Source organism: Serpens gallinarum (genome assembly GCF_014836765.1).
Classification (GTDB): Bacteria; Pseudomonadota; Gammaproteobacteria; order Pseudomonadales; family Pseudomonadaceae; genus Serpens; species Serpens gallinarum.
Map to the genome: position 1 here is coordinate 327,933 of NZ_JACSQG010000001.1, position 24,551 is coordinate 352,483.

General features: G+C 60.3%; 27 protein-coding genes. 20 read left to right on the forward strand and 7 right to left on the reverse strand.

Annotated elements, in window-relative coordinates; genetic code table 11:
• Positions 1-99 precede the first annotated feature (99 nt).
• The 3 genes from H9642_RS01525 to H9642_RS01535 are packed head-to-tail and all read left to right on the forward strand — an operon-like array spanning position 100 to position 2,570.
• Complete coding sequence (locus H9642_RS01525) at positions 100-1,122, forward strand: aminoglycoside phosphotransferase family protein (protein ID WP_251834648.1); 1,023 nt, start codon at positions 100-102, stop codon at positions 1,120-1,122.
• Positions 1,119-1,787, forward strand: a complete 669-nt coding sequence (murU, locus tag H9642_RS01530) for an N-acetylmuramate alpha-1-phosphate uridylyltransferase MurU (RefSeq protein WP_251834649.1) — start codon at positions 1,119-1,121, stop codon at positions 1,785-1,787. Before H9642_RS01525 ends, murU begins: the two co-directional genes overlap by 4 nt.
• A 3-nt stretch (positions 1,788-1,790) precedes the next feature.
• Positions 1,791-2,570, forward strand: a complete 780-nt coding sequence (locus H9642_RS01535) for a DnaJ domain-containing protein (RefSeq protein WP_251834650.1) — start codon at positions 1,791-1,793, stop codon at positions 2,568-2,570.
• 140 nt (positions 2,571-2,710) lie between these two features.
• Here H9642_RS01535 and H9642_RS01540 read toward each other — a convergent pair whose 3' ends face one another.
• The gene (locus tag H9642_RS01540; RefSeq protein WP_251834651.1) at positions 2,711-3,703 is read right to left on the reverse strand and encodes an alpha/beta hydrolase family protein; all 993 of its coding nucleotides are present in this window, start codon (positions 3,701-3,703) and stop codon (positions 2,711-2,713) included.
• 267 nt (positions 3,704-3,970) lie between these two features.
• Here H9642_RS01540 and H9642_RS01545 point away from each other — a divergent pair, with 267 nt between their 5' ends.
• The 10 genes from H9642_RS01545 to trpC all read left to right on the forward strand — a co-directional run bounded on the left by H9642_RS01545 (position 3,971) and on the right by trpC (position 14,014).
• Positions 3,971-5,080: an ABC transporter ATP-binding protein gene (locus H9642_RS01545; RefSeq protein WP_251834652.1), complete on the forward strand. Its 1,110-nt coding sequence runs from the start codon at positions 3,971-3,973 to the stop codon at positions 5,078-5,080.
• Between the two features lie 207 nt (positions 5,081-5,287).
• Positions 5,288-6,319: an ABC transporter substrate-binding protein gene (locus tag H9642_RS01550; protein ID WP_251834653.1), complete on the forward strand. Its 1,032-nt coding sequence runs from the start codon at positions 5,288-5,290 to the stop codon at positions 6,317-6,319.
• Between the two features lie 53 nt (positions 6,320-6,372).
• Complete coding sequence (locus H9642_RS01555; RefSeq protein WP_251834654.1) at positions 6,373-7,617, forward strand: ABC transporter permease; 1,245 nt, start codon at positions 6,373-6,375, stop codon at positions 7,615-7,617.
• A gap of 17 nt (positions 7,618-7,634) precedes the next feature.
• On the forward strand, positions 7,635-8,465 hold the full coding sequence (locus H9642_RS01560) for an ABC transporter permease (RefSeq protein WP_251834655.1): 831 nt from the start codon (positions 7,635-7,637) through the stop codon (positions 8,463-8,465).
• A 63-nt stretch (positions 8,466-8,528) separates the two neighbouring features.
• A complete protein-coding gene (rpe, locus tag H9642_RS01565) occupies positions 8,529-9,203 on the forward strand; it encodes a ribulose-phosphate 3-epimerase (RefSeq protein ID WP_251834656.1) in 675 nt (224 codons plus the stop codon).
• Positions 9,200-9,901 carry a phosphoglycolate phosphatase gene (locus tag H9642_RS01570; RefSeq protein ID WP_350027850.1) on the forward strand — a complete coding sequence of 234 codons (702 nt, stop codon included), beginning with the start codon at positions 9,200-9,202 and terminating at the stop codon, positions 9,899-9,901. The genes rpe and H9642_RS01570 overlap by 4 nt, the downstream gene beginning before the upstream one ends.
• A 188-nt stretch (positions 9,902-10,089) precedes the next feature.
• Positions 10,090-11,568, forward strand: a complete 1,479-nt coding sequence (gene trpE / locus H9642_RS01575) for an anthranilate synthase component I (RefSeq protein WP_251834657.1) — start codon at positions 10,090-10,092, stop codon at positions 11,566-11,568.
• A gap of 12 nt (positions 11,569-11,580) precedes the next feature.
• Entirely contained in the window at positions 11,581-12,177 is a 597-nt protein-coding gene (locus tag H9642_RS01580) for an aminodeoxychorismate/anthranilate synthase component II (protein WP_251834658.1), read from the forward strand.
• Positions 12,174-13,220 carry an anthranilate phosphoribosyltransferase gene (trpD, locus tag H9642_RS01585; RefSeq protein ID WP_251834659.1) on the forward strand — a complete coding sequence of 349 codons (1,047 nt, stop codon included), beginning with the start codon at positions 12,174-12,176 and terminating at the stop codon, positions 13,218-13,220. The genes H9642_RS01580 and trpD overlap by 4 nt, the downstream gene beginning before the upstream one ends.
• Positions 13,217-14,014: an indole-3-glycerol phosphate synthase TrpC gene (gene trpC, locus H9642_RS01590; protein WP_251834660.1), complete on the forward strand. Its 798-nt coding sequence runs from the start codon at positions 13,217-13,219 to the stop codon at positions 14,012-14,014. The genes trpD and trpC overlap by 4 nt, the downstream gene beginning before the upstream one ends.
• 61 nt (positions 14,015-14,075) lie before the next feature.
• Here the strand turns inward: trpC and crp are convergent, their stop codons facing one another.
• Entirely contained in the window at positions 14,076-14,720 is a 645-nt protein-coding gene (crp, locus tag H9642_RS01595) for a cAMP-activated global transcriptional regulator CRP (protein WP_251834661.1), read from the reverse strand.
• A 234-nt stretch (positions 14,721-14,954) separates the two neighbouring features.
• On the opposite strand from crp, the gene H9642_RS01600 reads away from it, so the two are divergent.
• Positions 14,955-15,377 (forward strand): OsmC family protein, encoded by a 423-nt coding sequence (locus H9642_RS01600; RefSeq protein WP_251834662.1) that lies wholly within the window; start codon positions 14,955-14,957, stop codon positions 15,375-15,377.
• Between the two features lie 62 nt (positions 15,378-15,439).
• Here the strand turns inward: H9642_RS01600 and coq7 are convergent, their stop codons facing one another.
• The 3 genes from coq7 to hemJ all read right to left on the reverse strand — a co-directional run bounded on the left by coq7 (position 15,440) and on the right by hemJ (position 17,029).
• Positions 15,440-16,087, reverse strand: a complete 648-nt coding sequence (gene coq7 / locus H9642_RS01605) for a 2-polyprenyl-3-methyl-6-methoxy-1,4-benzoquinone monooxygenase (protein WP_251834663.1) — start codon at positions 16,085-16,087, stop codon at positions 15,440-15,442.
• A gap of 84 nt (positions 16,088-16,171) precedes the next feature.
• On the reverse strand, positions 16,172-16,510 hold the full coding sequence (locus H9642_RS01610; protein ID WP_251834664.1) for a histidine triad nucleotide-binding protein: 339 nt from the start codon (positions 16,508-16,510) through the stop codon (positions 16,172-16,174).
• Between the two features lie 90 nt (positions 16,511-16,600).
• Entirely contained in the window at positions 16,601-17,029 is a 429-nt protein-coding gene (hemJ, locus tag H9642_RS01615; RefSeq protein WP_251834665.1) for a protoporphyrinogen oxidase HemJ, read from the reverse strand.
• Between the two features lie 137 nt (positions 17,030-17,166).
• Between hemJ and argC the strand changes: the two genes are divergently transcribed.
• From argC to erpA, 4 genes are all read left to right on the forward strand, one after another.
• Positions 17,167-18,201 carry an N-acetyl-gamma-glutamyl-phosphate reductase gene (gene argC, locus H9642_RS01620; RefSeq protein ID WP_251834666.1) on the forward strand — a complete coding sequence of 345 codons (1,035 nt, stop codon included), beginning with the start codon at positions 17,167-17,169 and terminating at the stop codon, positions 18,199-18,201.
• Positions 18,201-18,923, forward strand: a complete 723-nt coding sequence (locus tag H9642_RS01625) for a DUF6776 family protein (protein ID WP_251834667.1) — start codon at positions 18,201-18,203, stop codon at positions 18,921-18,923. Before argC ends, H9642_RS01625 begins: the two co-directional genes overlap by 1 nt.
• The gene (locus H9642_RS01630; protein WP_251834668.1) at positions 18,923-19,348 is read left to right on the forward strand and encodes a bactofilin family protein; all 426 of its coding nucleotides are present in this window, start codon (positions 18,923-18,925) and stop codon (positions 19,346-19,348) included. The genes H9642_RS01625 and H9642_RS01630 overlap by 1 nt, the downstream gene beginning before the upstream one ends.
• A 73-nt stretch (positions 19,349-19,421) precedes the next feature.
• The gene (gene erpA / locus H9642_RS01635) at positions 19,422-19,772 is read left to right on the forward strand and encodes an iron-sulfur cluster insertion protein ErpA (RefSeq protein ID WP_251834669.1); all 351 of its coding nucleotides are present in this window, start codon (positions 19,422-19,424) and stop codon (positions 19,770-19,772) included.
• Positions 19,773-19,904: 132 nt separating this feature from the next.
• On the opposite strand, the gene H9642_RS01640 is transcribed toward erpA, so the two are convergent.
• Positions 19,905-20,996, reverse strand: a complete 1,092-nt coding sequence (locus H9642_RS01640; protein WP_251834670.1) for an anhydro-N-acetylmuramic acid kinase — start codon at positions 20,994-20,996, stop codon at positions 19,905-19,907.
• Positions 20,997-20,999: 3 nt separating this feature from the next.
• Positions 21,000-22,382, reverse strand: a complete 1,383-nt coding sequence (locus H9642_RS01645; RefSeq protein WP_251834671.1) for a peptidoglycan DD-metalloendopeptidase family protein — start codon at positions 22,380-22,382, stop codon at positions 21,000-21,002.
• A 262-nt stretch (positions 22,383-22,644) separates the two neighbouring features.
• On the opposite strand from H9642_RS01645, the gene rpmE reads away from it, so the two are divergent.
• Positions 22,645-22,857, forward strand: a complete 213-nt coding sequence (gene rpmE, locus H9642_RS01650) for a 50S ribosomal protein L31 (protein ID WP_251834672.1) — start codon at positions 22,645-22,647, stop codon at positions 22,855-22,857.
• 395 nt (positions 22,858-23,252) lie between these two features.
• Positions 23,253-24,521, forward strand: a complete 1,269-nt coding sequence (locus H9642_RS01655) for a malic enzyme-like NAD(P)-binding protein (RefSeq protein WP_251834673.1) — start codon at positions 23,253-23,255, stop codon at positions 24,519-24,521.
• The last annotated feature ends 30 nt before the right edge of the window (positions 24,522-24,551 follow it).

Consider the following 24,551-nt stretch of genomic DNA (forward strand, 5'->3'; position numbering starts at 1 on the left):
GCCTGCGAAGAGCCGTCGCACGCCTCTCAATGGGCTGATAAAGATTTTGGATGATAAAACATGACCTGCGTAACGGCCAGCGCCGTCGGAGACTCCTGAATGCTTGAACCTGATGTTCGTCTGCAACAACTATCTGCCTGGTTCGACCAGCAATTGTCGCACCTGTTCGCAGAGCATGGCTGGGGAACCGTACCACAGGGTACCTTGACCCCTGCCAGCAGCGACGCCAGCTTTCGCCGCTATTTTCGCTGGGAGGCCGAGGGACGCAGCCTGATTCTCATGGATGCGCCGCCACCTCAAGAAGACTGTAGACCCTTCGTCAACGTGGCTGCGTTGCTGGCGACCGCCGGTGTGCATGTGCCGCGCGTACTCGCCAGTGATCTGCAGCACGGCTTTCTGCTGCTCGACGATCTGGGACGCCAAACGTATCTGGATGTGATCGACGACACGAATGCCGATGTGCTGTTCGAGGACGCGGTGCGTGCGCTGTTGGCATTCCAGCAGCTACCCCTGGATCCGGGTCTGCCGCTTTACGATGAAGCGCTGCTGCGCCGAGAGTTGCAACTGTTTCCCGACTGGTACTTAAAGCATGAGCGGGGAATCGAATGGCAAGGCGAGCGACTGGCTGCCTGGCAACGGGTCTGCACGTTGCTGATTGATAACGCCTTGGCGCAGCCCCAGGTGTTGGTACACCGCGACTTCATGCCGCGCAATCTGATGCTCAGCGAGCCCAATCCTGGTGTGCTGGATTTTCAGGATGCGGTATACGGCCCGGTTACCTATGACATTACGTGTCTGTTCAAAGATGCCTTCCTTAGTTGGCCTCAAGCGCGTGTCGATGCCTGGCTGCAACGCTATTGGCAGCAAGCGCATGCGCAGGGCATTAAGGTGCCCGAGCTGTTCGAGGATTTCTTGCGTGCCAGCGATCTGATGGGCGTGCAACGGCACCTGAAAGTGATCGGTATTTTCGCGCGCATCTGCCATCGCGATGGCAAGCCCCGCTACCTCGGTGACGTGCCGCGCTTCTTCGCCTATCTGGACGAAGTGGTAGCCCGCCGGCCGGAGCTTGCGGAGCTGGGTGAATTGCTCGCCACCTTGCGCGCCGAGGAAGTCTCGCGATGAAGGCCATGATTCTTGCCGCAGGCAAGGGCGAGCGGCTGCGTCCGTTGACGCTGCATACGCCCAAACCGTTGGTGCGGGTCGGCGGCGTGCCCTTGATCGAGTACCACGTGCGGGCGCTGGCGGCGGCGGGCTTTACCGAGCTGGTTATCAACCACGCCTGGCTTGGCTTGCAGATTGAGGAGTATCTGGGGGATGGCGCTCGCTTCGGCGTGCGTATCGTCTATTCGCCGGAAGGTGAACCGCTGGAGACCGGTGGCGGCATCCAGCGCGCGCTGCCGCTGCTTGGAGAAGCACCGTTTGTTGTGGTCAATGGTGATATCTGGACCGATTACGACTTCAGTCGGCTGCGCGGCGAATGGTCGACTTCAGCCCATCTGGTTCTGGTCGATAACCCTGAGCATCATCCTGGCGGTGATTTTGGCTGGAGTGCTGGGCAATTGGCCACCGAAGAGGCGATCTCGCGTCTAACCTATAGCGGAATCGCCGTTTTGCACCCTCGCTTGTTCGCTCAGTGCCCAGGTGGCGCATTCAAGCTGGCGCCGTTGCTGCGCCAGGCGCTGTCCGATGGACAGGCCAGTGGTGAATATTATTCAGGGCGCTGGATCGATGTCGGCACTCATGAACGACTGGCGCAGGTCGAGCGCCTGCTGACTGGAGAATCTTGACCCATGCTTTGGCCTGTCACTTTGTTGGGCGCCGTCGCCGGGCTGGCGTTGGCCAGTATTCCAGGCGCACTGCTGGGCGGCGTGCTGGGCCATAGCGTTGATCGACGCCTGCGCCTGAAATCCTGGGGGGGGCTGGCCAAGCGACTGGGCTGGGCCGAAGAACTGCCCGACAACGATCTGCAGTTTCTTTTGCTTGGCCGTCTGGCCAAGAGTGAAGGGCGTGTGGATGAGGCGCATATTGCCCAGACACGGGAGGAAATGCGCCGCCTGCACCTGGATGCCGAAGGTCGCAAAAAGGCTATCGCCGCCTTTACTCGCGGTAAAACGGGCGGCGACGGCTTGCGCTTGCCCTTGCATCGCCTGCGCAACCGACCCGAGCTGGTGCGCCGTCTGCTCAGCAGTTGCTGGCGCCTGGCCGCAGCAGAGGGCAAGGTCAGTGACCGCAAGCGCGACCTGATCCTGCTCTGGGGCCGCTGGGCCGGATGTTCGCCGGGTCAAGTGTTATCGCTTTATCAGCGCACCCAACATGAAACGCGCGGTAGTACGGCCACCGTCACCACGCGGGCACGCAACGCTTATGAAGCTGCGTTGCACCTGTTGGGCGTGAACGAAAACAGCGATGAAAAGGAAATCAAGCGCGCGTATCGGCGCCTGCTCAGTCAGTACCATCCCGATAAGCAAGCGGGCGCTGGCGCCAGCGAAAGCGAAGTTCGCCTGGCCACGGAGAAAACCGGTGAGCTGCACAGTGCCTACGCTTTGGTTCGCGAGCGCCACGGCTTCTGATTCCAGGCGCCATTCAGTAAACGTTGCTTCTCATCGCAACGAACCATGACCACTAGGTGGGGATGAATGGATGCGCAACTCGAAATCCACTCTTCGAAGCTGAGCCAGCGGTTGCGGGAGCCAATCGTTAGCGAATAGTCCTAGCGACTGGCGCGGGGCTCAAGCTCCAGCCAGCCGCGAACGCGGCGTACCAGTTGCCCTTGTTCGGCTTGTGCGTCGCCAGGCAGTGCTTGCAGGCCCACTTGCACGTAACTTGGGTGTTTCTGACGCTTGCTGGCCTGCAGACGCTCACGGGCCGCGCTGCGCTGCGCGGGGATATTGCGGTAATAGAAATCACCGGTCGCCAGGCGCAGGTCGGGGAGGACTTCATCAAGGCCAGGGACAACGTCCTCGGGCGCGCGCGGCGCCACAAGCAACAGGTTGGCAACCCCGTGTGGCTGCTTTTCACGCAGGTAGTGCGCAGCCCAGTAGGCGCCCGTGCCATGGCCAAGCAGCACGATGGTGCGCGGTTGCTGCTGGTAGGCGTACTCCAGGGCTGCGTCGATGCGGGCCAGCATCTGCTCGTTGTGGGCCTGATCGGCATCAATGACCGCTTCCTCGACAGGCTCGGCAGCATAGTCACCGAGCTCCAGGCTTTCAGCCTCTAGCGACGCTTGCATCTCCTCATTCGTGGCGGGAACGGGGAGCTCTGCAGTTTCCGGGGCTTGCGCTGCGTCTTCGGCTGCGGTGCTTTCCAGCGGTAGCGGCGCCTCCGCTACCCGGCGCGGGGCGATACCGGCATTGGGCGCGTCGGGCAGCGTCAGGCTCAACGTGCTCCAGCCAGTATCCGGCAACTGGCGCCGCAGCGGGCCGATTGCTCGCGGCCAGTCGGCCGTTTCGCCCTCGCCGGGCAGAATGATGACCAGCCCTTTGGCCTGCGCCTGGTTAGCCGGTTGCCACAGGCCCAGGAATGCATCATTGCCGCCATCCAGTCGCAACTGCTGATGAACTGGCACTTGACGTTGCAACGCCACGGCGGCCGTTTCGCTGCGGCTGTCAGGCGCGGGCCGTGGCGCAGCAGTTTCCGGTTGTTCGACTTGAGTAATGGCTTGCGTGGCCTCGTCGAGGTTTTCCTCGGCGATGGCTCCCGACATGAAGAAAGCCAATGTCAGCGGGGGAAGGAGGGCGGCAAGGTTACGCGGCATGGCAACGGACCGGGGGCTGAAAAATAGGGAGTCTAAAGCCCAATCGAGAGGTTGTCAGGTTACGCCGCCCATGGACCGAATGAATGCCTGATTGAAACCCTGTCAGGTGCGCTTTTGCCGATTGACGCTACGCTTTTAAAGGCAGGTTTCAGGCAGCTCGGTGACGAAACCGGGCCTTTGAATCGCCGGACTACAAACTTTCGAATGGTCATTTCAATGGTTGATGCACCGACAGGCGAAGTCTTGGTCAGCTTTCGTGGCATCCAGAAGAGCTACGACGGTGAAACACTGATTGTCAGGGACCTCAATCTGGATATTCGCCAGGGGGAATTCCTGACCTTGCTCGGCCCTTCCGGCTCGGGCAAGACCACCAGCCTGATGATGCTCGCCGGCTTCGAAACGCCCACCGCCGGAGACATCCTCCTTAACGGCCGCTCAATCAAGCATGTGCCGCCGCACAAGCGCGATATCGGCATGGTGTTCCAGAATTACGCCTTGTTTCCGCACATGACGGTGCGGGAAAACCTAGCCTTTCCGCTCAGCGTGCGAGGGCAAGGCAAGGCGGAAATCGCCGAGCGGGTAAGCCGGGCGCTGGCCATGGTGCAACTGGATGCCTTTGCCCATCGTTACCCCGCGCAATTATCGGGTGGCCAGCAGCAACGGGTGGCGCTGGCACGTGCTCTGGTATTCGAGCCTCAGCTGGTGCTGATGGACGAACCGCTGGGGGCACTGGACAAGCAACTGCGTGAACACATGCAAATGGAGATACGCCATTTGCACAGGCACTTGGGCGTGACCGTGGTGTATGTCACCCACGACCAGGGCGAGGCGCTGACCATGTCCGACCGGGTGGCAGTGTTTCATCAGGGCGAGATCCAGCAGGTCGCGCCACCGCGGGTGCTTTACGAAGAGCCGCAAAATGCCTTCGTTGCCAACTTTATTGGTGAGAACAACCGCATCAATGGCCAGTTGCTCAGTCGCAGCGGCGAGCATTGTGTGGTTCGACTGCCCCAAGGCGAAACCGTCGAAGCGCTGGCGGTACAGGTCGGTCAGCCGGGCGAGCCGGTGAGCCTGTCCGTGCGGCCGGAGCGGGTGCTGCTCAACGGCCACAGTGCCGCATGCGCCAATCGCTTTGCCGGGCGGGTGATGGAGTTCATTTACCTGGGCGACCACGTGCGGATGCGGCTGGAAGTTGCCGGGCAAAACAATTTTTTCGTCAAGCAGCCAATTGCCGAGCTCGATCCCGAGTTGCGGGTCGGCGACGTGGTGCCGTTGGGCTGGCAGGTCGAGCATGTGCGTGCGCTCGACCCCCTGACGACGGAATAAATAAACGCTAGTGGCCTGTGCGGTTAGTTGGTTCCCTCAAGTTCGGATGCCTGAGGTTCCGAGACAAGGCGCCACGACGAGTCATAGCAGGGCTATGGCGAGGAGTGGCAACGCAGTATCGGGGCCTCGGGCGCCGAAATTGACTAACTGAACTAGCCAAACAGGCCATTAAACATGCCAACCACACAACGAGCGGGGACAACAACAATGATGACCACTCTGAGAATCACATTCCTGGCCGCCACTCTGGCGACTGCGGGACCCGCCCTGGCGGTGGATTTGACCGCTGTGTCGTTTGGCGGGGCAAGCAAGCAGGCCCAGGTCAAGGCGTTCTATGAGCCCTTCGCGAAAGCCACCGACAACCGCATCCTGGCCGGTGAATACAACGGCGAAATGGCCCGGGTCAAGGCCATGGTCGATACCAATAGCGTGACCTGGAACCTGGTGGAGGTGGAGTCGCCTGAGCTGGCGCGCGGGTGCGACGAGGGATTGTTCGTGGAGCTGGACCTGGAGCGGTTCGGCAATCCGGATGACTTCATTCCCGGCACCTTTCAGCCCTGTGGTGTGGGTTTCTTCGTCTGGTCCACAGTGCTCGCCTACAACGCCGACAAATTGAAAGCCGCGCCGGCCGGCTGGTCTGATTTCTGGGATGTACAGAAATTCCCCGGCAAGCGGGGCCTGCGCAAGGGGGCCAAATACACGCTGGAATTCGCCCTGATGGCCGATGGCGTCGCCCCGGCGGAGGTCTACGACGTGTTGGCAACGCCTGAAGGCGTTGACCGGGCATTCGCCAAGCTTGATCAGCTCAAGCCGCATATCCAGTGGTGGGAAGCCGGTGCGCAGCCGCCGCAGTATCTGGTGTCTGGCGACGTGGTGATGAGCTCGGCCTACAACGGGCGTATTGCCGCTGTGCAGAACGAGAGCAACCTGCAGGTCGTCTGGAACGGCGGTATCTATGATTTCGACTCCTGGGCAATTCCCAAAGGCGCCCAGAATCAGGAGCAGGCCCTGGAATTCATTGCCTTCTCGCTTCGGCCCGAACAGCAGAAGATCTTCTCCGACAACATCGCCTACGGGCCGACCCATAAGGGCGCCGTCAAGCTGATGGACCCGGCGCGCCTACCGCTGATGCCGACCACCCCGGAAAATATTGCCAACCAAGTGGCCATCGACGTGACCTTCTGGGCGGACTACGGCGAGCAGCTGGAACAGCGTTTCAACGCCTGGGCTGCACGCTGAGCAGGCGTCCTCGCCCATGACAGGGCGAGGACGCTCATCAAACGGAGTGATCTATGGCCATTGCGCCGATGCCACTCAGGACCGGGCTGTCGCTCAAGCGCCGCCTGGCCCGCGCCGAACGGCTGACGCGTCTGAAATCCCAGGCGCTGATCCTGCCCTTATTGCTGTTTCTGTTGCTGACGTTTCTGGTGCCGATCGGAGCGTTGCTAATGCGCAGTGTCGACAACCCGGAAGTGGTGGGCGGTCTGCCGGAAACCCTGGCGATTCTCGCCGATTGGGACGGCCAGGGTTTACCAGGCGAAGGGGCCTATCGCGCGCTGGGCGAGGATCTGTATCAGGCGCGCCGGCAACAGCGGCTCGGTGATCTTTCCAAGCGCCTGAATCTGGAATTGCCTGGCTACCGTAGCCTGTTGTCGAAAACCGCGCGTGTCATGCCGCTTAAGCCTGAACCGGTGAGCTATAGGGACGCATTGATCAAGCTCGATGCACGTTGGGGCGATCCGGCCTACTGGCAGGTCATGCGCCGCAACGCCCGCGGGGTGACGCCTTACTACCTGCTCGCTGCGCTCGATCTGCGTATAGACGAGCAGGGTGAGCTATCGGCAACCACGCCTGACCAAGCGATCTACCTGGATATTTTTGCGCGCACCTTCTGGATGGGGGCGGTCGTCACCGTCTGTTGTCTGCTGCTGGGCTATCCGCTGGCCTACCTGCTGGCTACGTTGCCGACCCGGCAAAGCAATTTGTTGATGATTCTGGTGCTGTTGCCCTTCTGGACGTCGATTCTGGTCCGCGTGGCCGCCTGGATCGTGCTGTTGCAGTCCGGTGGTCTGATCAACGGCGCGCTGCTGAAACTGGGGCTGATCGAGCAGCCGTTGCAGCTGGTGTTCAACCGCAGTGGCGTGTACATCGCCATGGTGCACATCATGCTGCCGTTCATGCTTCTGCCAATTTACAGCGTGATGAAAGGCATCTCGCCGTCTTACATGCGCGCGGCGATCTCCCTCGGTTGCCATCCGTTCGCCAGTTTCTGGCGGGTGTATTTCCCGCAGACCTTGCCCGGGATCGGTGCCGGTGGACTGCTGGTGTTCATTTTGTCCATCGGCTACTACATCACCCCGGCGCTGCTGGGCAGTCCGAACGATCAGATGATCAGTTACTTCGTGGCGTTCTACACCAACACCTCGATCAACTGGGGCATGGCCACGGCCCTGGGTGGGCTGCTGCTGTTCGCCACCTTGCTGCTATATATCGTCTACAGCTGGCTTGTGGGCGCCGGCCGGCTGCGCCTGGGATAAAGGACTAGGAGCCCCATATGCTGACCCCCTACGCCTCGCCCATCGAGCGAATATGGCATTACAGCCTGCGCATCTTTTGCGCCTTGGTGCTGCTGTTTCTGATCCTGCCGGTGCTGGTAATCGTGCCGCTGTCGTTCAACTCCGGCTCCTTTCTGGTGTATCCGCTGCAGGGATTCTCCCTGCGCTGGTACACGGAGTTCTTCGGCTCGGCCGACTGGATGCGCGCGCTGAAAAACAGCCTGATCATCGCGCCAGGCGCGACGTTGTTGGCGCTTATATTCGGCACTTTGGCAGCAGTGGGGCTGACGCGCAGCGAGTTTCGCGGCAAGGCGCTGCTGATGAGCCTGCTGATTTCTCCCATGGTGGTGCCGGTGATCATCGTGGCGGTGGCCTGTTACCTGTTCTTCGCACCGCTGGGGTTGGTCAACAGCTACCTGTCGCTGATTGTGGTGCATGCGGTGCTCGGCGTGCCGTTTGTGGTGATTACCGTGACGGCAACGTTGCAGGGGTTCGACAGCAACCTGGTGCGTGCCGCCGCAAGTCTGGGGGCGCCTCCGCTGACGGCATTCTTCCGCATCACGTTACCGATCATTGCGCCGGGAGTGATTTCCGGCGCGCTATTTGCGTTCGCGACCTCGTTTGACGAAGTGGTGGTCACGTTGTTTCTCGCTGGCCCACAGCAGGCCACTTTGCCCCGGCAGATGTTCACCGGTATCCGCGAGAACCTCAGCCCGACGATTGCCGCCGCCGCCACCTTGCTGATCGCCTTTTCCGTGTTGCTGCTGCTGACGCTGGAATGGCTGCGTGGACGTAACGAACGCCTGCGCACAGCAACCAGCGGCCCATGAGCACGCCGAAGGCGGTGAGGGGTACAATGCGCCGCATCCCGCTTTCGCCCCGAGGAGCCGCCCATGCAACCCTTCGCCATCGCCCCGTCGATCCTGTCCGCCGATTTCGCCCGCCTCGGCGAGGAAGTGGACAAGGTGCTCGCCGCCGGTGCCGACATCGTGCATTTCGATGTCATGGACAACCATTACGTGCCCAACCTGACCATCGGCCCGATGGTCTGCGCGGCGCTGCGCAAATATGGCATCACTGCGCCCATCGACGCCCACCTGATGGTCAAGCCGGTAGACCGCATCATTGGCGACTTCCTCGAAGCCGGCGCCAGCTATATCACCTTCCACCCGGAAGCCTCCGAGCACATTGATCGCTCCCTGCAGCTGATTAAATCAGGTGGCGCCAAGGCGGGCCTGGTGTTCAATCCGGCCACCTCGCTGGACAGCCTGAAGTACGTGATGGACAAGGTCGACATGATCCTGCTGATGAGCGTCAACCCAGGTTTTGGCGGGCAGAAGTTCATTCCCGGTACGCTCGACAAGCTGCGTGAAGCCCGCGCGCTGATCGAGGCGTCCGGCCGCGACATTCGCCTGGAAATCGATGGTGGGGTCAATGTGCAGAACATTCGCGCGATTGCCGAAGCGGGCGCCGACACCTTCGTGGCTGGCTCGGCGATTTTCAATCAGCCCGACTACAAGGCAGTGATCGACGCCATGCGCGCCGAGCTGGCGCAGGTCCGCTCATGACGCGTCTGGAACAGCTGTTCAACGGTCGTCTGCCACGCCTGGTGATGTTCGATCTGGATGGCACCCTGGTGGATTCGGTGCCTGACCTGACGGCAGCGGTGGACAGCATGCTTGCCCAGCTCGGTCGGCCGGTGGTCGGTATCGAGCGGGTACGCAACTGGGTGGGCAACGGCTCGCTGGTGTTGGTACGCCGTGCCCTGGCTGGAGAGCTTGAGCACGATCACGTGGACAACGGACTGGCGCAGCAGGCCCTGGCGCTATTTATGCAGGCTTATGCCGGCAGTCACGTGCTGACGACGGTCTATCCTGGTGTGCACGAGTGCCTGGAATGGCTGGCGGACAAGCACATTCCGTTGGCTGTGGTAACCAACAAGCCGAGTGAGTTCGTTGCGCCCTTGCTGGAAGAGAAGGGCTTGGGCGGTTACTTCCGCTGGCTGGTCGGCGGCGATACCTTGCCCCAGCAGAAGCCCGATCCGGCGGCGCTGTTCTGGGTCATGGACAAGGCCGGAGTCAGTGCTGGGGATGCACTGTTCATTGGTGATTCGCGCAATGATGTGCACGCCGCCAACGCGGCGGGCGTGCCTTGCGTGGCATTGTCCTACGGCTACAACCACGGTCGACCGATTGCCGAGGAATCGCCGGCGCTGGTACTTGACGACCTGCGTGCGCTGGTTGCCAGCGCTGCGGCGCTGAGCTAGTGTTGCGGCTCAATGTCATTTCCCGCCAAAGAGTTCAGATCGTGGTGGTCACCCGCAAACAGTGGATGAAAGTCATCAAGGCCCTGGCCCGTTGGCGCTGGCGCGCCTGACTTTTGCCTCGCCGGCCCTGATGGCGCCGGCCCGTTTGCCCGACCTTATGTGTATATCCCTCCGACCACGAGGCTGACATGACCCGCGAAGACTTCCTGCGTTTGGCCGCCGACGGCTACAACCGCATTCCCCTGGCGTTCGAAACCCTGGCGGATTTCGATACGCCGCTGTCGCTGTATCTCAAGCTTGCCGATGCGCCCAACAGTTACCTATTGGAGTCGGTGCAGGGTGGCGAGAAATGGGGGCGCTATTCGATCATCGGCCTGCCCAGCCGTACCGTACTGCGCGTTTATGGCCATCATGCCGAAATCCGCGAGCATGGCGAGTTGATCGAAGCGATCGACGTAGAAGATCCGCTGACGTTTGTTGAGCAGTTCAAGGCCCGTTACCAGGTGCCGACTCTTGGTGGTCTGCCGCGCTTCGACGGCGGCCTGGTGGGTTACTTCGGCTACGACAGCGTGCGCTATGTCGAGCAGAAGCTGGCGCAGTGTCCCAACCCTGATCCGCTGGGCACGCCGGACATCCTGCTGATGGTCTCCGACGCCGTTGTGGTGTTCGACAATCTGGCTGGCAAGCTGCACTGCATCGTGCTGGTCGATCCGGCCGAGGCGAATGCCTACGAGAACGGCCAGGCGCGCCTGCGTAGATTGCGCGACACGCTGCGCCAGCCGATCACGCCGCGGCTGGGACTGGATTTCACCCAGAACGGGGGGGGCGAGCCCACGTTCCGCTCCAGCTTCAGTCGTGACGATTTCGAGGGGGCCGTGGCGCGGATCAAGGATTACATCCTGGCCGGCGACTGCATGCAGGTGGTGGTGTCGCAACGCATGTCGATTCCCTTCCAGGCCGCGCCCATCGATCTCTACCGCGCCCTGCGCTGCTTCAACCCCACGCCCTACATGTACTTCTTCAACTTCGGCGATTTCCACGTGGTGGGCTCCTCGCCAGAGGTGCTGGTGCGCGTCGAGGATGGCACGGTTACGGTACGCCCGATCGCCGGTACCCGTCCACGTGGTGCCAACGAGGAGGCCGACCTGGCCCTGGAGCAGGACCTGCTCTCGGATGCCAAGGAATTGGCCGAGCACCTGATGCTCATCGACCTGGGTCGTAACGACGTGGGTCGGGTATCCGACACCGGCTCGGTGAAAGTCACCGAGAAAATGGTCATCGAACGCTATTCCAACGTCATGCACATCGTGTCCAACGTCACCGGCCAGCTCAAACCTGAACTGACGGCTATGGATGCGCTGCGCGCGATCCTGCCCGCCGGGACATTGTCCGGCGCGCCGAAAGTGCGTGCGATGGAAATCATCGACGAGCTGGAACCGGTCAAGCGCGGCGTCTACGGCGGTGCGGTGGGTTACCTGGCGTGGAACGGCAACATGGACACGGCGATTGCCATCCGCACGGCGGTGATCAAGGACGGCGAACTGCATGTGCAGGCCGGTGCCGGCATCGTGGCCGATTCACAGCCGGCGCTGGAGTGGGAAGAAACCTTGAATAAACGCCGCGCGATGTTCCGCGCGGTGGCCCTGGCCGAACAACACGGCACGTGAAGGAGAGCAACCATGCTGCTGATGATCGATAACTACGATTCCTTCACTTATAACGTGGTCCAGTACCTCGGCGAGCTGGGCGCGAATGTCCATGTGGTGCGCAACGACCAACTGAGTGTGGCGGATATCGAGGCGTTGCAACCCGAGCGCATCGTGGTGTCGCCCGGCCCTTGCACGCCCAGTCAGGCGGGGATCTCGCTGGAAGCCATCCGCCATTTTGCCGGCAAACTGCCGATCCTCGGTGTCTGCCTCGGCCATCAGAGCATCGGTCAGGCCTTCGGCGGCGAGGTGGTGCGCGCCCGCGTGGCCATGCATGGGAAGACCAGCCCGGTATTCCATGAGCATCACGGCGTGTTCGCCGGACTGAGCAACCCACTCACCGTGACCCGTTACCACTCACTGGTGGTCAAGCGCGATACGCTGCCGGAGTGCCTGGAAGTAACGGCCTGGACCCAGCTCGACGACGGCGGTGTCGATGAAATCATGGGCCTGCGGCACAAGACGCTGAACATCGAGGGGGTGCAGTTTCACCCGGAGTCGATCCTTACCGAGCAAGGCCATGAACTCTTTGCCAACTTTCTCAAACAATCCGGAGGCGTGCGCCAATGAATATTAAAGAAGCCCTTAATCGGGTGGTGAACCATCTGGATCTGAGCACCGAGGAAATGCAGTCGGTGATGCGCGAAATCATGACCGGCCAGTGTACGGATGCGCAGATCGGCGCCTTCCTGATGGGCATGCGCATGAAGAGCGAGACCATCGACGAGATCGTCGGTGCCGTGCAGGTGATGCGCGAGCTGGCCACGCCGATGCCGCTGGTCGGTGCAGGCATGGTCGACAACTGTGGCACCGGCGGCGATGGCGCCAACATTTTCAACGTGTCCAGCGCCGCCAGTTTCGTGGTCGCCGCGGCGGGCGGCAAGGTCGCCAAGCACGGCAATCGCGCGGTGTCTGGCAAAAGTGGCAGCGCCGACCTGCTGGAGGCTGCGGGGCTGTATCTGGAACTGACCCCCGAGCAGGTGGCGCGCAGTATCGATACCGTTGGCGTCGGCTTCATGTTCGCTCCGGCCTACCACGGCGCCATGCGCTTTGCCGGCACGGCCCGCAAGGAGCTGGGCATGCGTACCCTGTTCAACATCCTTGGTCCGATGGCCAACCCGGCTGGCGTCAAGCACCAAGTGCTCGGCGTATTCAGCAAGGCGTTGTGCCGGCCACTTGCCGAGGTGCTGCTGCGTCTGGGCAGCAAGCACGTGTTGGTGGTGCATTCCCAGGACGGTCTGGATGAAGTCAGCCTGGCCGCGCCGACCCACGTGGCTGAGCTTAAAGATGGGGTGGTCACCGAATATGTGATCAAGCCGGAGGACTTCGGCATCAAGAGCCAGACCCTGATTGGCCTGGCTGTTAACGATGCCCAGGAATCCCTGGCGCTGATCAAGGATGCCCTGGGCAAGCGCAAGACTGAAAACGGTCAGAAGGCTGCCGACATGATCGTGCTCAATGCCGGTGCGGTGCTGTATGCCGCCGATATCGCCAGCACCTTGAAAGACGGCGTGCATATGGCCCATGACGCCTTGTTCAGCGGCCTGGCCCTGGACAAGCTGCAGGAGCTGGTCTCCTTCACGGCCATATTCCGTCAGGAGAATGCCCAATGAGCATCCCATCCGTGTTGAATAAAATTGTGGCCCGCAAGGCTGAGGAGGTTGCTGAGCGTCGTGCGCGGGTCAGTCTTGCCGAGCTGGAGGCGCTGGCCAAGCAGGCCGATGCACCCCGTGGTTTCGCCCAGGCTCTGCGTGATCGCGTTGCCCGTCGCGAAGCGGCGGTGATCGCCGAGGTAAAAAAAGCCTCGCCCAGCAAGGGCGTCATTCGCGAACGCTTCATGCCGGCCGAGATCGCGCGCAGCTACGAAACGGGCGGTGCCGCTTGCCTGTCGGTACTCACCGACATCGACTTTTTCGAGGGCAGCGATGCTTACCTGCAAGAAGCCCGTTCTGCCTGTTCGCTGCCGGTGATTCGCAAGGACTTCATGATCGATCCCTACCAGATCGTCGAGTCCCGTGCGCTGGGCGCGGACTGCGTGCTGCTGATCGTCGCCAACTTGGAAGACGGACAAATGGCAGAGCTGGCTGCGGTGGCCAAAGAGCAGCATCTGGATGTGCTGGTAGAAGTGCATGATGGTGACGAGCTGGAGCGTGCCTTGCGCATCGACACGCCGTTGCTGGGCATCAACAACCGCAACCTGCATAACTTCGAGGTCAGCCTGAACACCACGCTGGAGCTGAAAAACCGCGTGCCGGCGGATCGTCTGGTGGTAACCGAAAGCGGCATTCTCGGGCGTGCGGATGTCGAGTTGATGGCCGCCAACGATGTGTATGCCTTTCTCGTCGGTGAAGCGTTCATGCGTGCCGAGGATCCGGGTGCGGAGCTCAAGCGACTGTTCTTTCCCTGAGTGGCGCAGCGGACATAAAAAACCGGCCTTATTGGCCGGTTTTTTATTTTGGTGTGTTGGCTCAGCGTGTGCCGAATACCACCATGGTCTTGCCTTTGACGTTCACCAGGCCCTGTTCTTCCAGAGCCTTCAACACGCGACCGACCATTTCGCGGGAGCAGCCGACGATGCGGCCGATTTCCTGGCGAGTGATCTTGATCTGCATGCCGTCCGGGTGGGTCATGGCGTCGGGCTGCTTGCACAGATCGAGCAAGGTGCGCGCCACGCGACCGGTCACGTCGAGAAATGCCAGGTCGCCCACTTTGCGTGTAGTGTTGCGCAGACGCTCGGCCATCTGGCTACCCAGGGCGTAGAGGATGTCCGGGTCTTGCTGGACGAGTTCGCGGAATTTGGTATAGCTCAGCTCGGCGACTTCGCATTCGGTCTTGGCGCGTACCCAGGCGCTGCGCTCCTGCTCGGCGCCGTTCTGGTCGAACAGGCCCATCTCGCCAAAGAAATCGCCCGTATTCAGGTAGGCGATGATCATCTCGCGACCATCATCATCCTCGATAAGAATGGTGACCGATCCCTTGATGATGAAAAATAGAGTTTCGCAGCGATCACCTGCATAAATGATGGTGCTTTTCGCGGTGTAGCGGCGTCGGTGGCAATGTGCCAAAAGTTTATCGAGGTGTTTGTTTTTTGACGGAATGCTGATAGCGACCATGCTCAAGTTCCCAAAAATGTAAGGTGCGTTCTGGCGAACAGCCCTTTGTTCTAGTTATAGGCGGAGTGTGCCATTTAACAGCTGGCAACTTAACAGTCACCCCTGCTTTGGTATCGGCGTTTCGTGACCAGCCTCTCATCCTGCGCTTGGTTTCGGCAAAAGTCGCGGGTCAGGGCGGCTCAAACAGCTGTGATAAGCTGCGCGCCTTTCAACAGGTGAGAGCGAGTGGTAGCGATGAAAGCGCGCATTCAGTGGGCCGGCGAGGCGATGTTTCTCGGTGAGTCGGGTAGCGGCCATGTGGTGGTCATGGATGGTCCGCCGGAAAATGGCGGTCGTAACCTGGGCGTGCGACCGATGGAAATGCTACTGCTGGGCCTGGGTGGCTGTGCCAGTTTCGATGTGGTGAGCATTCTCAAGAAGTCACGCCAGGCCGTGGAGAGTTGCGAGGCTTTTCTCGAGGCCGAGCGGGCCGATGAAGACCCCAAGGTGTTCACGAAGATTCACCTGCGCTTTGTAATCAAGGGGCGTGGCTTGAAGGAACCTCAGGTGAAGCGTGCGGTGGACCTGTCGGCAGAAAAATATTGCTCGGCGTCGATCATGCTCGGTCGTGCGGGCGTAGACATGGGCCACAGCTATGAGATCGTCGAGCTGGGTTGAGACTACTGCTGTTGCATGAACGACAAAGGGCGCCCAGGCGCCCTTTGTCGTTCATGCAGAGCCTAGATCCGATAGGCGGTCTTGGTCATGACCTTGGCCATCAGCGACATGCCGAATTTCACTGGCGCGGGGAAACGATAGCCACCCGCCGCCAAGGCATTGCTGGAATGTTGTTCTTCGTCGATGCGCATTTGCTCAAGCACGGCGCGGCTCTTGGCATCTTCGGCGGGGATCTGCGCCAGGTGTTCGTCCAGGTGCTTGACCACCTGGTCCTCGGTGGCGGCGACGAAGCCCAGGCTGACTTTGTCGCTGATCAGGCCGGCACCCGCGCCGATGGCAAAGGACATTCCGTAAAACAGGGGATTGAGCAGGCTGGTATGGCTGCCCAGTTCCCGGATGCGCTGTTCGCACCAGGCCAGGTGGTCGATTTCTTCATCGGCGGCGTGTTCCATGGCATCGCGGATATGCGACAGCTTGGCGGTCAGCGCCTGGCCCTGATAGAGCGCCTGGGCACAAACTTCGCCGGTATGGTTGACGCGCATCAGGCCGGCGACGTGGCGGGCCGTTTCCGGGTCGAGCGTCGCTTCTGTTTGCAAAATGGCGGGTGAAGGCCGGGTCGGGGGGCCGCTGAAGGGCAACAGGGTGCGCAGTGCGGCATCAGCCTGGAGCAGCAGGCGGTCGGCAGGGGAATAGTGGCGTTCGCTGGCCATGGGCACCTCCGGAAACAGATACGGCAGTTTACCCCATTGTCGAGGCGGTGATTTGACCCGCATCAGGGACGACTAGCTGGCCGGTCAGCCGGGTGGCCAATGCATCTGCCGCTGGCCAAGAACATGCATGTGAATATGACTGACCGTTTGCCCGCCGTGTTCGTTGCAATTCATGACCACCCGAAACCCTTGGCTGCAGCCTTGTTGCGCGGCGAGGCGTTGGGCGGTGAGAAGAATATGGCCGGCCAGTGTGGTGTCGTTATCAGCCAGGTCATCAAGGGTGGCGATGTGTCTTTTCGGAATGACCAGAAAATGCACAGGCGCTTGTGGATTGACGTCATGAAAGGCGACCACCTGGTCGTCTTCGTAGAGAATGCGTGCCGGAATCTCACCGGTAATGATCTTGCAGAAGAGGCATTCCACAGAAGGCTCCAAATCGCGAGAAGAGCCTTCAGTGTAATGGTGCTGCGGCCGACCTGCCCTACTGCGGCAGGCAAGCGGCCGACAGGGGAGTCAGAACGGCTTGACGATGACCAGAATCACGATGGCAATCAGAACCAGAACAGGAACTTCATTGAACCAACGGTAGAACATATGGCTGCGTGGTGTCTCGCCCTTGGCAAAGCGTTTCACCTGGGCACCACAGACATGGTGGTAACCGATCAGCAACACCACCAGGGCCAGCTTGGCATGCAGCCAGCCGCCGCCGAGAAACAGCGTGGGATTGAGTGCCAACAGGGCAATGCCGAAAATCAGCGTGGCGAGCATGGCCGGCAGCATGATGCCGCGGTACAACTTGCGCTCCATGGTGCAGAAACGGTCACGGCTGATTTGGTCGTCGCTCATGGCGTGGTAGACAAACAGGCGCGGGAGATAGAACAGGCCCGCAAACCAGCAGACCATGGCGATAACGTGCAGAGCTTTGAGCCACAAGTAGAGCATGATGGATGTCCTAAGGTTTTTCAGGGGGCGGCCGATAGTAGTGACAAAGCTGTCAGGCGTCACCTCAACGGTTGGCTGGTGTGTGCAGCGGTCTTATCATCAGCGGTTTTTTCTGACACGTATTTGAGGTACGCAACATGATCAAGGTTGGAATCGTCGGGGGTACGGGGTACACCGGGGTTGAATTGTTGCGTTTGCTGGCGCAGCACCCGCAGGTCGACGTCGCGGTCATTACGTCGCGCTCGGAAGCGGGTATCAAGGTCAGCGACATGTATCCCAATCTGCGTGGTCATTATGATCAACTGGCCTTCAGCGTGCCGGATGCTGCCACCCTCGGAGCCTGCGATGCGGTGTTCTTTGCAACTCCCCATGGCGTTGCCCACGCATTGGCAGGTGAACTACTGGCCGCCGGCACCAAGGTAATCGACCTGTCTGCCGACTTCCGTCTGCAGGACGCCGAAGAATGGGCCAACTGGTACGGCCAGCCCCACGGTGCGCCCGAATTGCTGGGCGAGGCGGTTTATGGCTTGCCGGAAGTCAATCGGGAAAAGATCAAAGCGGCACGCTTGATTGCAGTGCCGGGCTGCTATCCGACCGCGGCTCAGCTGGGGCTGCTGCCCTTGCTGGAGGCTGGGTTGGCCGATACCTCGCGGCTGATTGCCGACTGCAAGTCGGGCGTCAGCGGTGCTGGGCGAGGCGCCAAGGTCGGTTCGCTGTTCTGCGAAGCTGGGGAAAGCATGATGGCCTATTCGGTAAAGGGCCATCGCCATCTACCGGAAATCAGTCAGGGTCTGCGTCGCGCCTCTGGGGGCGATATCGGGCTGACCTTCGTACCGCACTTGACTCCCATGATTCGCGGTATTCACGCCACGTTGTATGCCACTGTGGCGGATAAATCCGTCGATCTGCAGTCCTTGTACGAACAGCGTTATGCCAATGAACCCTTCGTGGATGTGATGCCGGCTGGCAGCCATCCGGAAACCCGGAGCGTGCGGGGCGCCAACGTGTGCCGCCTGGCCATACACCGCCCACAGGGTGGTGATCTGGTTGTCGTGCTGTCAGTGATCGACAACCTGGTCAAGGGCGCTTCCGGCCAGGCGGTGCAGAACCTGAACATTCTGTTTGGTTTCGATGAGCGAATGGGGCTCGCCCATGCGGGGATGATGCCCTGATGGCTGATTGGGAAGTACGGGCGCGCAACCCGCGCCGGCAGCGTCAGGTCAGGGTATTGATCGTGCTTGCGATAGCGTCCCTTCCGGCCATGTTTGCGGTGGCGTACTGGCTGGGTGGGCACAACAGTCGTGCCGAGCTGCTCGAGCTGCGAGCCATGCAGGAGCAGTTCGAGGAACGCGCCAATGAGCTGGAGCAGGCGCAGCAGATGCAAGTGGTGCTGGCCAGTGGCGAGCGCCTCGTGCGTCAGGCCAACGAACAAAGTCGCCTCACCATCAAGTCGCTGGAAGAGCAGATCTACAAGCTGCAGCAGGATTTGGCGTTCTACAAGGGGGTACTGGCCCCGGCCAGTCGCAAGGAAGGGCTGCGAATTCGCTCTTTTGAGCTGCAAGCCACTGATTCGCCCCGGAACTTCCGCTACAAGCTGCTGCTCAGCCGAGTTGGTGAGGATAACAAGCCGCTCAAGGGCAAGGTACAGATTACGGTGATCGGCAAGCAAGCCGGCAAAACCGTAACCCTTGATATGGCCGAACTCTCGCCGGAATGGCAGGGTGCGACACCTTTTTCCTTCAAGCATATGCAGGCAATCCCCGAGGGGGGGCGATTCGCCGAGTTGCAATTGCCTGAGGATTTCACCCCCAGTCAGGTCAATGTGCAGGCCGAGATCTCCGGACAGCGCAAACCTCTGGAACGCACATATAACTGGATTGAAGAGAAAAAATAATGTCTAGGTGGGGAAAGAAGAAAGTGGCTGCCGATCTGCAGCAGTTCAATGGCAAGACCAGCATCATCGCAGCGGGTGCTCTGTTGGTTGGCGACCTGCGCGTGAAAGGTGCAGTGCAGTTGGATGGTCGCTTGCAGGGCAATCTGATCGCTGAGGACGGACTGGTGCGTGTCAGTACCGGTGGTCTGGTCGAAGGGGAAATTCATGCAAAGCATGTCATCCTGGACGGCGAAGTGACTGGCGATGTGCATGCCAGCGAGCAGGTCGAGCTTGGCGCTGACGCCCGTGTACGCGGCAACCTGTACTACGGACTGATGGAAATGACCATCGGCGCTCAGGTAGAGGGGCGTTTGTTTGCGACCCGCGATGGCGCGGCTCCTTTAGAACTGCCGGCACCGCTGGATGCGGAGCTCGTTGAGGAATAGTTGACCAAATTTGTCGGACAAGCGGATAATGCGCATCACGATGTAGTTGGCTTGCTGCCGGGAGATCTACAGCATGAGCGTTGAAACCTTCACCCCCACTCCCTTGCAATTCACCCAGGGTGCGGCGAGCAAGGTGAAGAACTTGGTCGATGAAGAGGGTAATCCCCGCCTGAAATTGCGGGTTTTCGTAACGGGAGGCGGTTGTTCCGGTTTCCAGTACGGCTTTACCTTCGATGAAGAGGTGGCCGAGGACGACACCATCGTCGAACGCGAGGGGGTCAGCTTGGTGGTCGATCCGATGAGCTTCCAGTACCTGGCCGGTGCGGAAGTGGATTACCAGGAAGGGTTGGAAGGTTCACGTTTCGTGATCAACAACCCGAATGCCAGCACCACTTGTGGCTGTGGTCAGTCATTCTCAATCTGATGCGCGTTGCCTGCTTAAAAAACGCCGTGTTTCAACACGGCGTTTTTTTTGGCTCTGCGTTAAGTGGTGCGAGTCCTGTAGGGAAGGAGCGACCGCCGATAGTGCATCTTGAACAGCCGTTGGGGCTCTGAGTTAGGCGGGATAAATGGCGCCCAGTATTCGCTGACCACCTGCGCCGGTCACGCTGGGCCGATTAGCGGGAATACGTTCCAGGCAGCAGTGTGCTAGCCAGGCAAAGGCCATGGCTTCTACCCAGTCGGGATCAATGCCGTAATGTGCCGTGGTGGTCACATGGACACCCGGTAACAGCTCGGCCAGACGGCTCATGAGTGTCTGGTTATGGGCTCCGCCCCCACACACCAGGACTTCCCGGCAATCGGTTTGGGCCGCCTGCAGGGCGTGAACGATGCTGAGTGAGGTCAATTCCAGCAACGTACGCTGTACGTCTTCTGCTGCGATGGGCGGCAGGGCGTTCAGGTGCTCTTGTAGCCAGGGCAGGTTGAACAGCTCACGGCCTGTACTCTTCGGGCCTTGGGTCTGGAAGAATGGCATTGCCAGCAGGCGCTGTAGCAAGGCGGGGACCACGTGGCCGCTGGCTGCCCAGGCGCCGCGGTCATCGTAGGTCAGGCCGCGCTGAACCCCGATCCAGGCATCCAGCAACGCATTGCCCGGGCCACAATCGAAGCCACAGACAGGCTGTTCGGGTTGCAGGAGGGTGACGTTGCTGAAGCCGCCGATATTTAGAACTGCGCGGGGCATGTCGCCCGTGTCGAACACGGCCTGATGAAACGCCGGAACCAGTGGTGCACCCTGTCCATTGGCGGCTACATCGCGGCGGCGAAAATCCGCAACCACACTGATGCCGGTGCGCTCGGCGAGCAGCGCGGGGTTGCCAATCTGGACCGTGAAGCCGCGAGCTGGCTCATGGCGAACGGTCTGGCCATGGCTGCCAATGGCGCGGATAGCGGTTGCCTCCAAGCCTTCGCGCTGCAGCAAGTGGGTGATCGCCTCGGCGGCCAATTCTGCCCAGCGGTTCTCCGCCAGGGCGGCACGCGCCAGTTCGTCATTGCCCGTGGCGCACAGGCTAAGCAGCTCGTGGCGAAGGGTGTCGGGCATGGGGCGATACAGTGAGGCTAGCAGCCGGGGTTGTTGCAGTTGCTCGATCAGGGCGATGTCCAGCCCATCCAGGCTGGTACCGGACATGACGCCCAGATAAAGAGGCATGGTTTACTGCTTGTTCTCAGCCAATACAGTGGTGCGCTGCTGGTTCAGGTGTGCAACCAGCGGCTGGCTCATTTGCAGGAAACGCTTTTTTTCCTTGCCGGTGAGCGGATCGGCCATCAGCTGCTTCTGGCTCAGCGGATCAACGTGGGTGCCATTGACCTGGAATTCATAGTGCAGATGTGGCCCGGTGGACAGGCCCGTGGTACCGATGTAGCCAATGATCTGGCCCTGTTTTACCGTGCTGCCGTTGCGCACGTTCTTGGCGAAGCCCTGCATATGCGCGTACAGCGTGCGGTAGCGGCTGCCGTGCTGAATGATCACGGTCTTGCCATAACCACCCTTGTTGCCGGCCAGGATCACCTTGCCATCACCGGCGGCCTTGATCGGCGTGCCACGTGGCGCTGCGTAGTCGACACCTTTATGGGCGCGGATCTTGTTGAGGATCGGGTGCTTGCGGCCTGTGGAGAATCGCGAGCTGATCCGGGCGAAATCAACCGGGGTGCGGATGAATGCCTTGCGAACGTTGGTGCCGTCGGCGGTGTAGTAGCTGGTTTGCCCCTTGGTGTCGGTATAACGGACCGCCGTGTAGGTGGTGCCACGGTTTACGAAGCGAGCCGCGAGGATATTGCCGGTGCCGACAGGTTTGCCGTCCAGTACCTTCTCCTCGTAGAGCACGTCGAATTCGTCACCTTCACGAATGTCCATGGCGAAGTCGATGTCGTAACCGAAGACGTTGGCCAGATCCATGATGACGGTATGGCTCAGGCCGACTTGCTGGGCTGCGCCAAACAGGGAGCTGTTGATCGTCGCGTGAGCATAGGCCTGGCGGGTTTCCGGTTCGAGGCGCTCGCGCTCGAATTGGTAACCTTGGTCCGTTCTGGACAGGCGAATGGTTTCCAGGCTGTTTAGCGATGAACTCATCGACTCCAGTTGGCCGTCAGGGGTGAGTCGAAAATCGATTTGCTGACCTGCCCGGATACGGCTGAACTGCTTGGCTTCTTTGCTGCTGTTGAGCATTTCATGCAGCGTGTTAGCAGAAAGGCCCAGGCCGCTGAACAAAGTGGAAAGCGTATCGCCACTGCCGACGGTAACTTGTCTTAGCAGCGGATCAGTGGGCGTGTCGCTCGCCTGGTCGATCGCTTCAGCGTCGTGCGAGAAGGGCGCGGTGTCCGCAGCAGTCAGCTCAGGGGCTGGATTGGCTAGAGTGTCTTTCTCGAGATAAGCAGCCGAACCCAATTCCAATTCCTGGGTCAGGTAAGTTTTCTTGGCTTCGACTTCTCGCGAGGGAAACACCAGCAGAGCCAGGCTGAGCAATGCAGCTACGCCGCTGGCCGCCAGCAGGTGGCTTTTTGGATACAGCGGCGTGCGTAAAATGGTTGGCTTCATTGGCGAATTGAATGCTAGCTATGAAATAACTGAATAAAATATAACCAAAAAAAAGGTCGGGCAACTTCGTTCAGACTTTGCAGACGTATGGTCATGTCGCCGGTACCCTTATCGCACTTCAAGGAAGCGGGTGCAAATCTTGTCAGTTTCACGGACGAGACAGATTTGCATCGACTCAATCGTCTGGTATTATCCGCCGCCTGTTTTGCGTGCGGTATTCGGCATAGGGCCGGGTGGCGGCGCGCCGACTGAGGACTTTGCTATGAAAGCCGATATCCATCCGAATTATGTCGCGATCGAAGCTACCTGCTCCTGCGGTAACGTGATCAAGACCCGCTCCACGATTGCTAAGAACATCAGCCTGGACGTGTGCTCCGAGTGCCACCCGTTCTACACCGGCAAGCAGAAAGTGCTGGATACCGGTGGCCGTATCGACCGCTTCAAGCAGCGTTTCGGTGGCTTCAGCGCCAAATAAGCGCAGCAAGCCGGGAAAGCCTGATGGGCTTTTCCAGGCTGATGAAAAGGCGTCCCTGGTGGCGCCTTTTTTGTGCCTGTCGTTTGTGGTTTTCGGCGGGTTGTCGGGTTGCCTGGGGGACATTGAGGCCGATAGCTGGATGTGGCGAGCCATTATTGCGCTATCAAGTGGAGCGGGGCTGATTGCTTGTCTGGCCCCAAATCATGGTGCTGTTGCTTTAGAACTCACGCTGGCAGCGACGCTGTGTCGCACTGTTGCGTCCACGCCACAGGCTGCGCCAGACCGCCCTGTGCATGTGGTTGCAGCAGCGTCAAGACGACCTTGTGAGGTGTATTTATCTTGCGTATGCTCGCTGATCAGTCGGTTTAACTAGAAAAAAAAGCGGGACTCCCACCATGTCAGATCTGAAAACAGCCGCCCTCGAATATCATGCTCAGCCCCGCCCCGGGAAACTGAGCGTCGAGCTGACCAAGCCCACGGCCACCGCCCGTGATCTGGCTTTGGCTTATAGCCCTGGAGTGGCTGAGCCGGTGCGCGAGATTGCTCGCGATCCCGAGCTTGCTTATCGCTATACCGGCAAGGGTAACCTGGTTGCGGTGATTTCCGACGGCACCGCGATTCTCGGTCTGGGAAATCTGGGCCCGTTGGCCTCTAAGCCGGTGATGGAAGGCAAGGGCGTGCTGTTCAAGCGTTTCGCCGGTGTCGACGTGTTCGACATCGAAGTGGATGCTGAGAGCCCCCAAGCGTTCATTGATACGGTCAAGCGCATCTCCATTACCTTCGGCGGCATCAACCTGGAAGATATCAAGGCACCCGAGTGCTTCGAGATCGAGCGGACGCTGATCGAACAATGCGACATTCCGGTGTTCCATGATGATCAGCACGGTACCGCCATCGTCACGGCGGCCGGTATGCTCAACGCGCTGGAGATCGCCGGCAAGACTCTTGAGGACGCTAAGATCGTCTGCCTCGGTGCGGGTGCGGCCGCGACGTCCTGCATGCGACTGTTGATCAGCATGGGCGCCAAGGTCGGGAACATTTTCATGGTCGACCGCAAGGGCGTGATCCATGCTGGCCGCGACGACCTCAATCAGTACAAGGCAGCGTTTGCCCATGAGACTGACCGGCGCACGCTGGAAGATGCCTTGGACGGCGCCGATGTGTTCGTCGGTCTGTCCGGCCCAGACCTGCTCAGCGCCGAGGGTTTGAAGCGCATGGCTGTCAATCCCATCGTCTTCGCCTGCTCCAACCCCGATCCGGAAATCAGCCCCGAACTCGCCCACGCCACCCGTGACGATGTGATCATGGCGACAGGGCGTTCGGATTACCCGAACCAGGTTAACAACGTGCTCGGTTTTCCGTTCATTTTCCGGGGTGCTTTGGACGTGCGCGCAACGCGCATCAATGAGGAAATGAAAATCGCAGCCGCGTTGGCGTTGCGCGACCTGGCCAAGCTGCCGGTGCCGGCGGATGTGTGTGCAGCCTATGGTCTGGGCGAATTGCAGTTCGGTCGCGAGTACATCATTCCCAAGCCGATGGACCCGCGCCTGATTACCCTGGTCTCCGATGCGGTTGCCAAGGCCGCGATCGAGTCGGGTGTGGCCACGCTGCCCTACCCGTCGAACTATCCGCTGAAATCAGTGGATGATGTGTTCAACGGTTAAACCGGCCGCCACAAAAAAACCGCCTTAGGG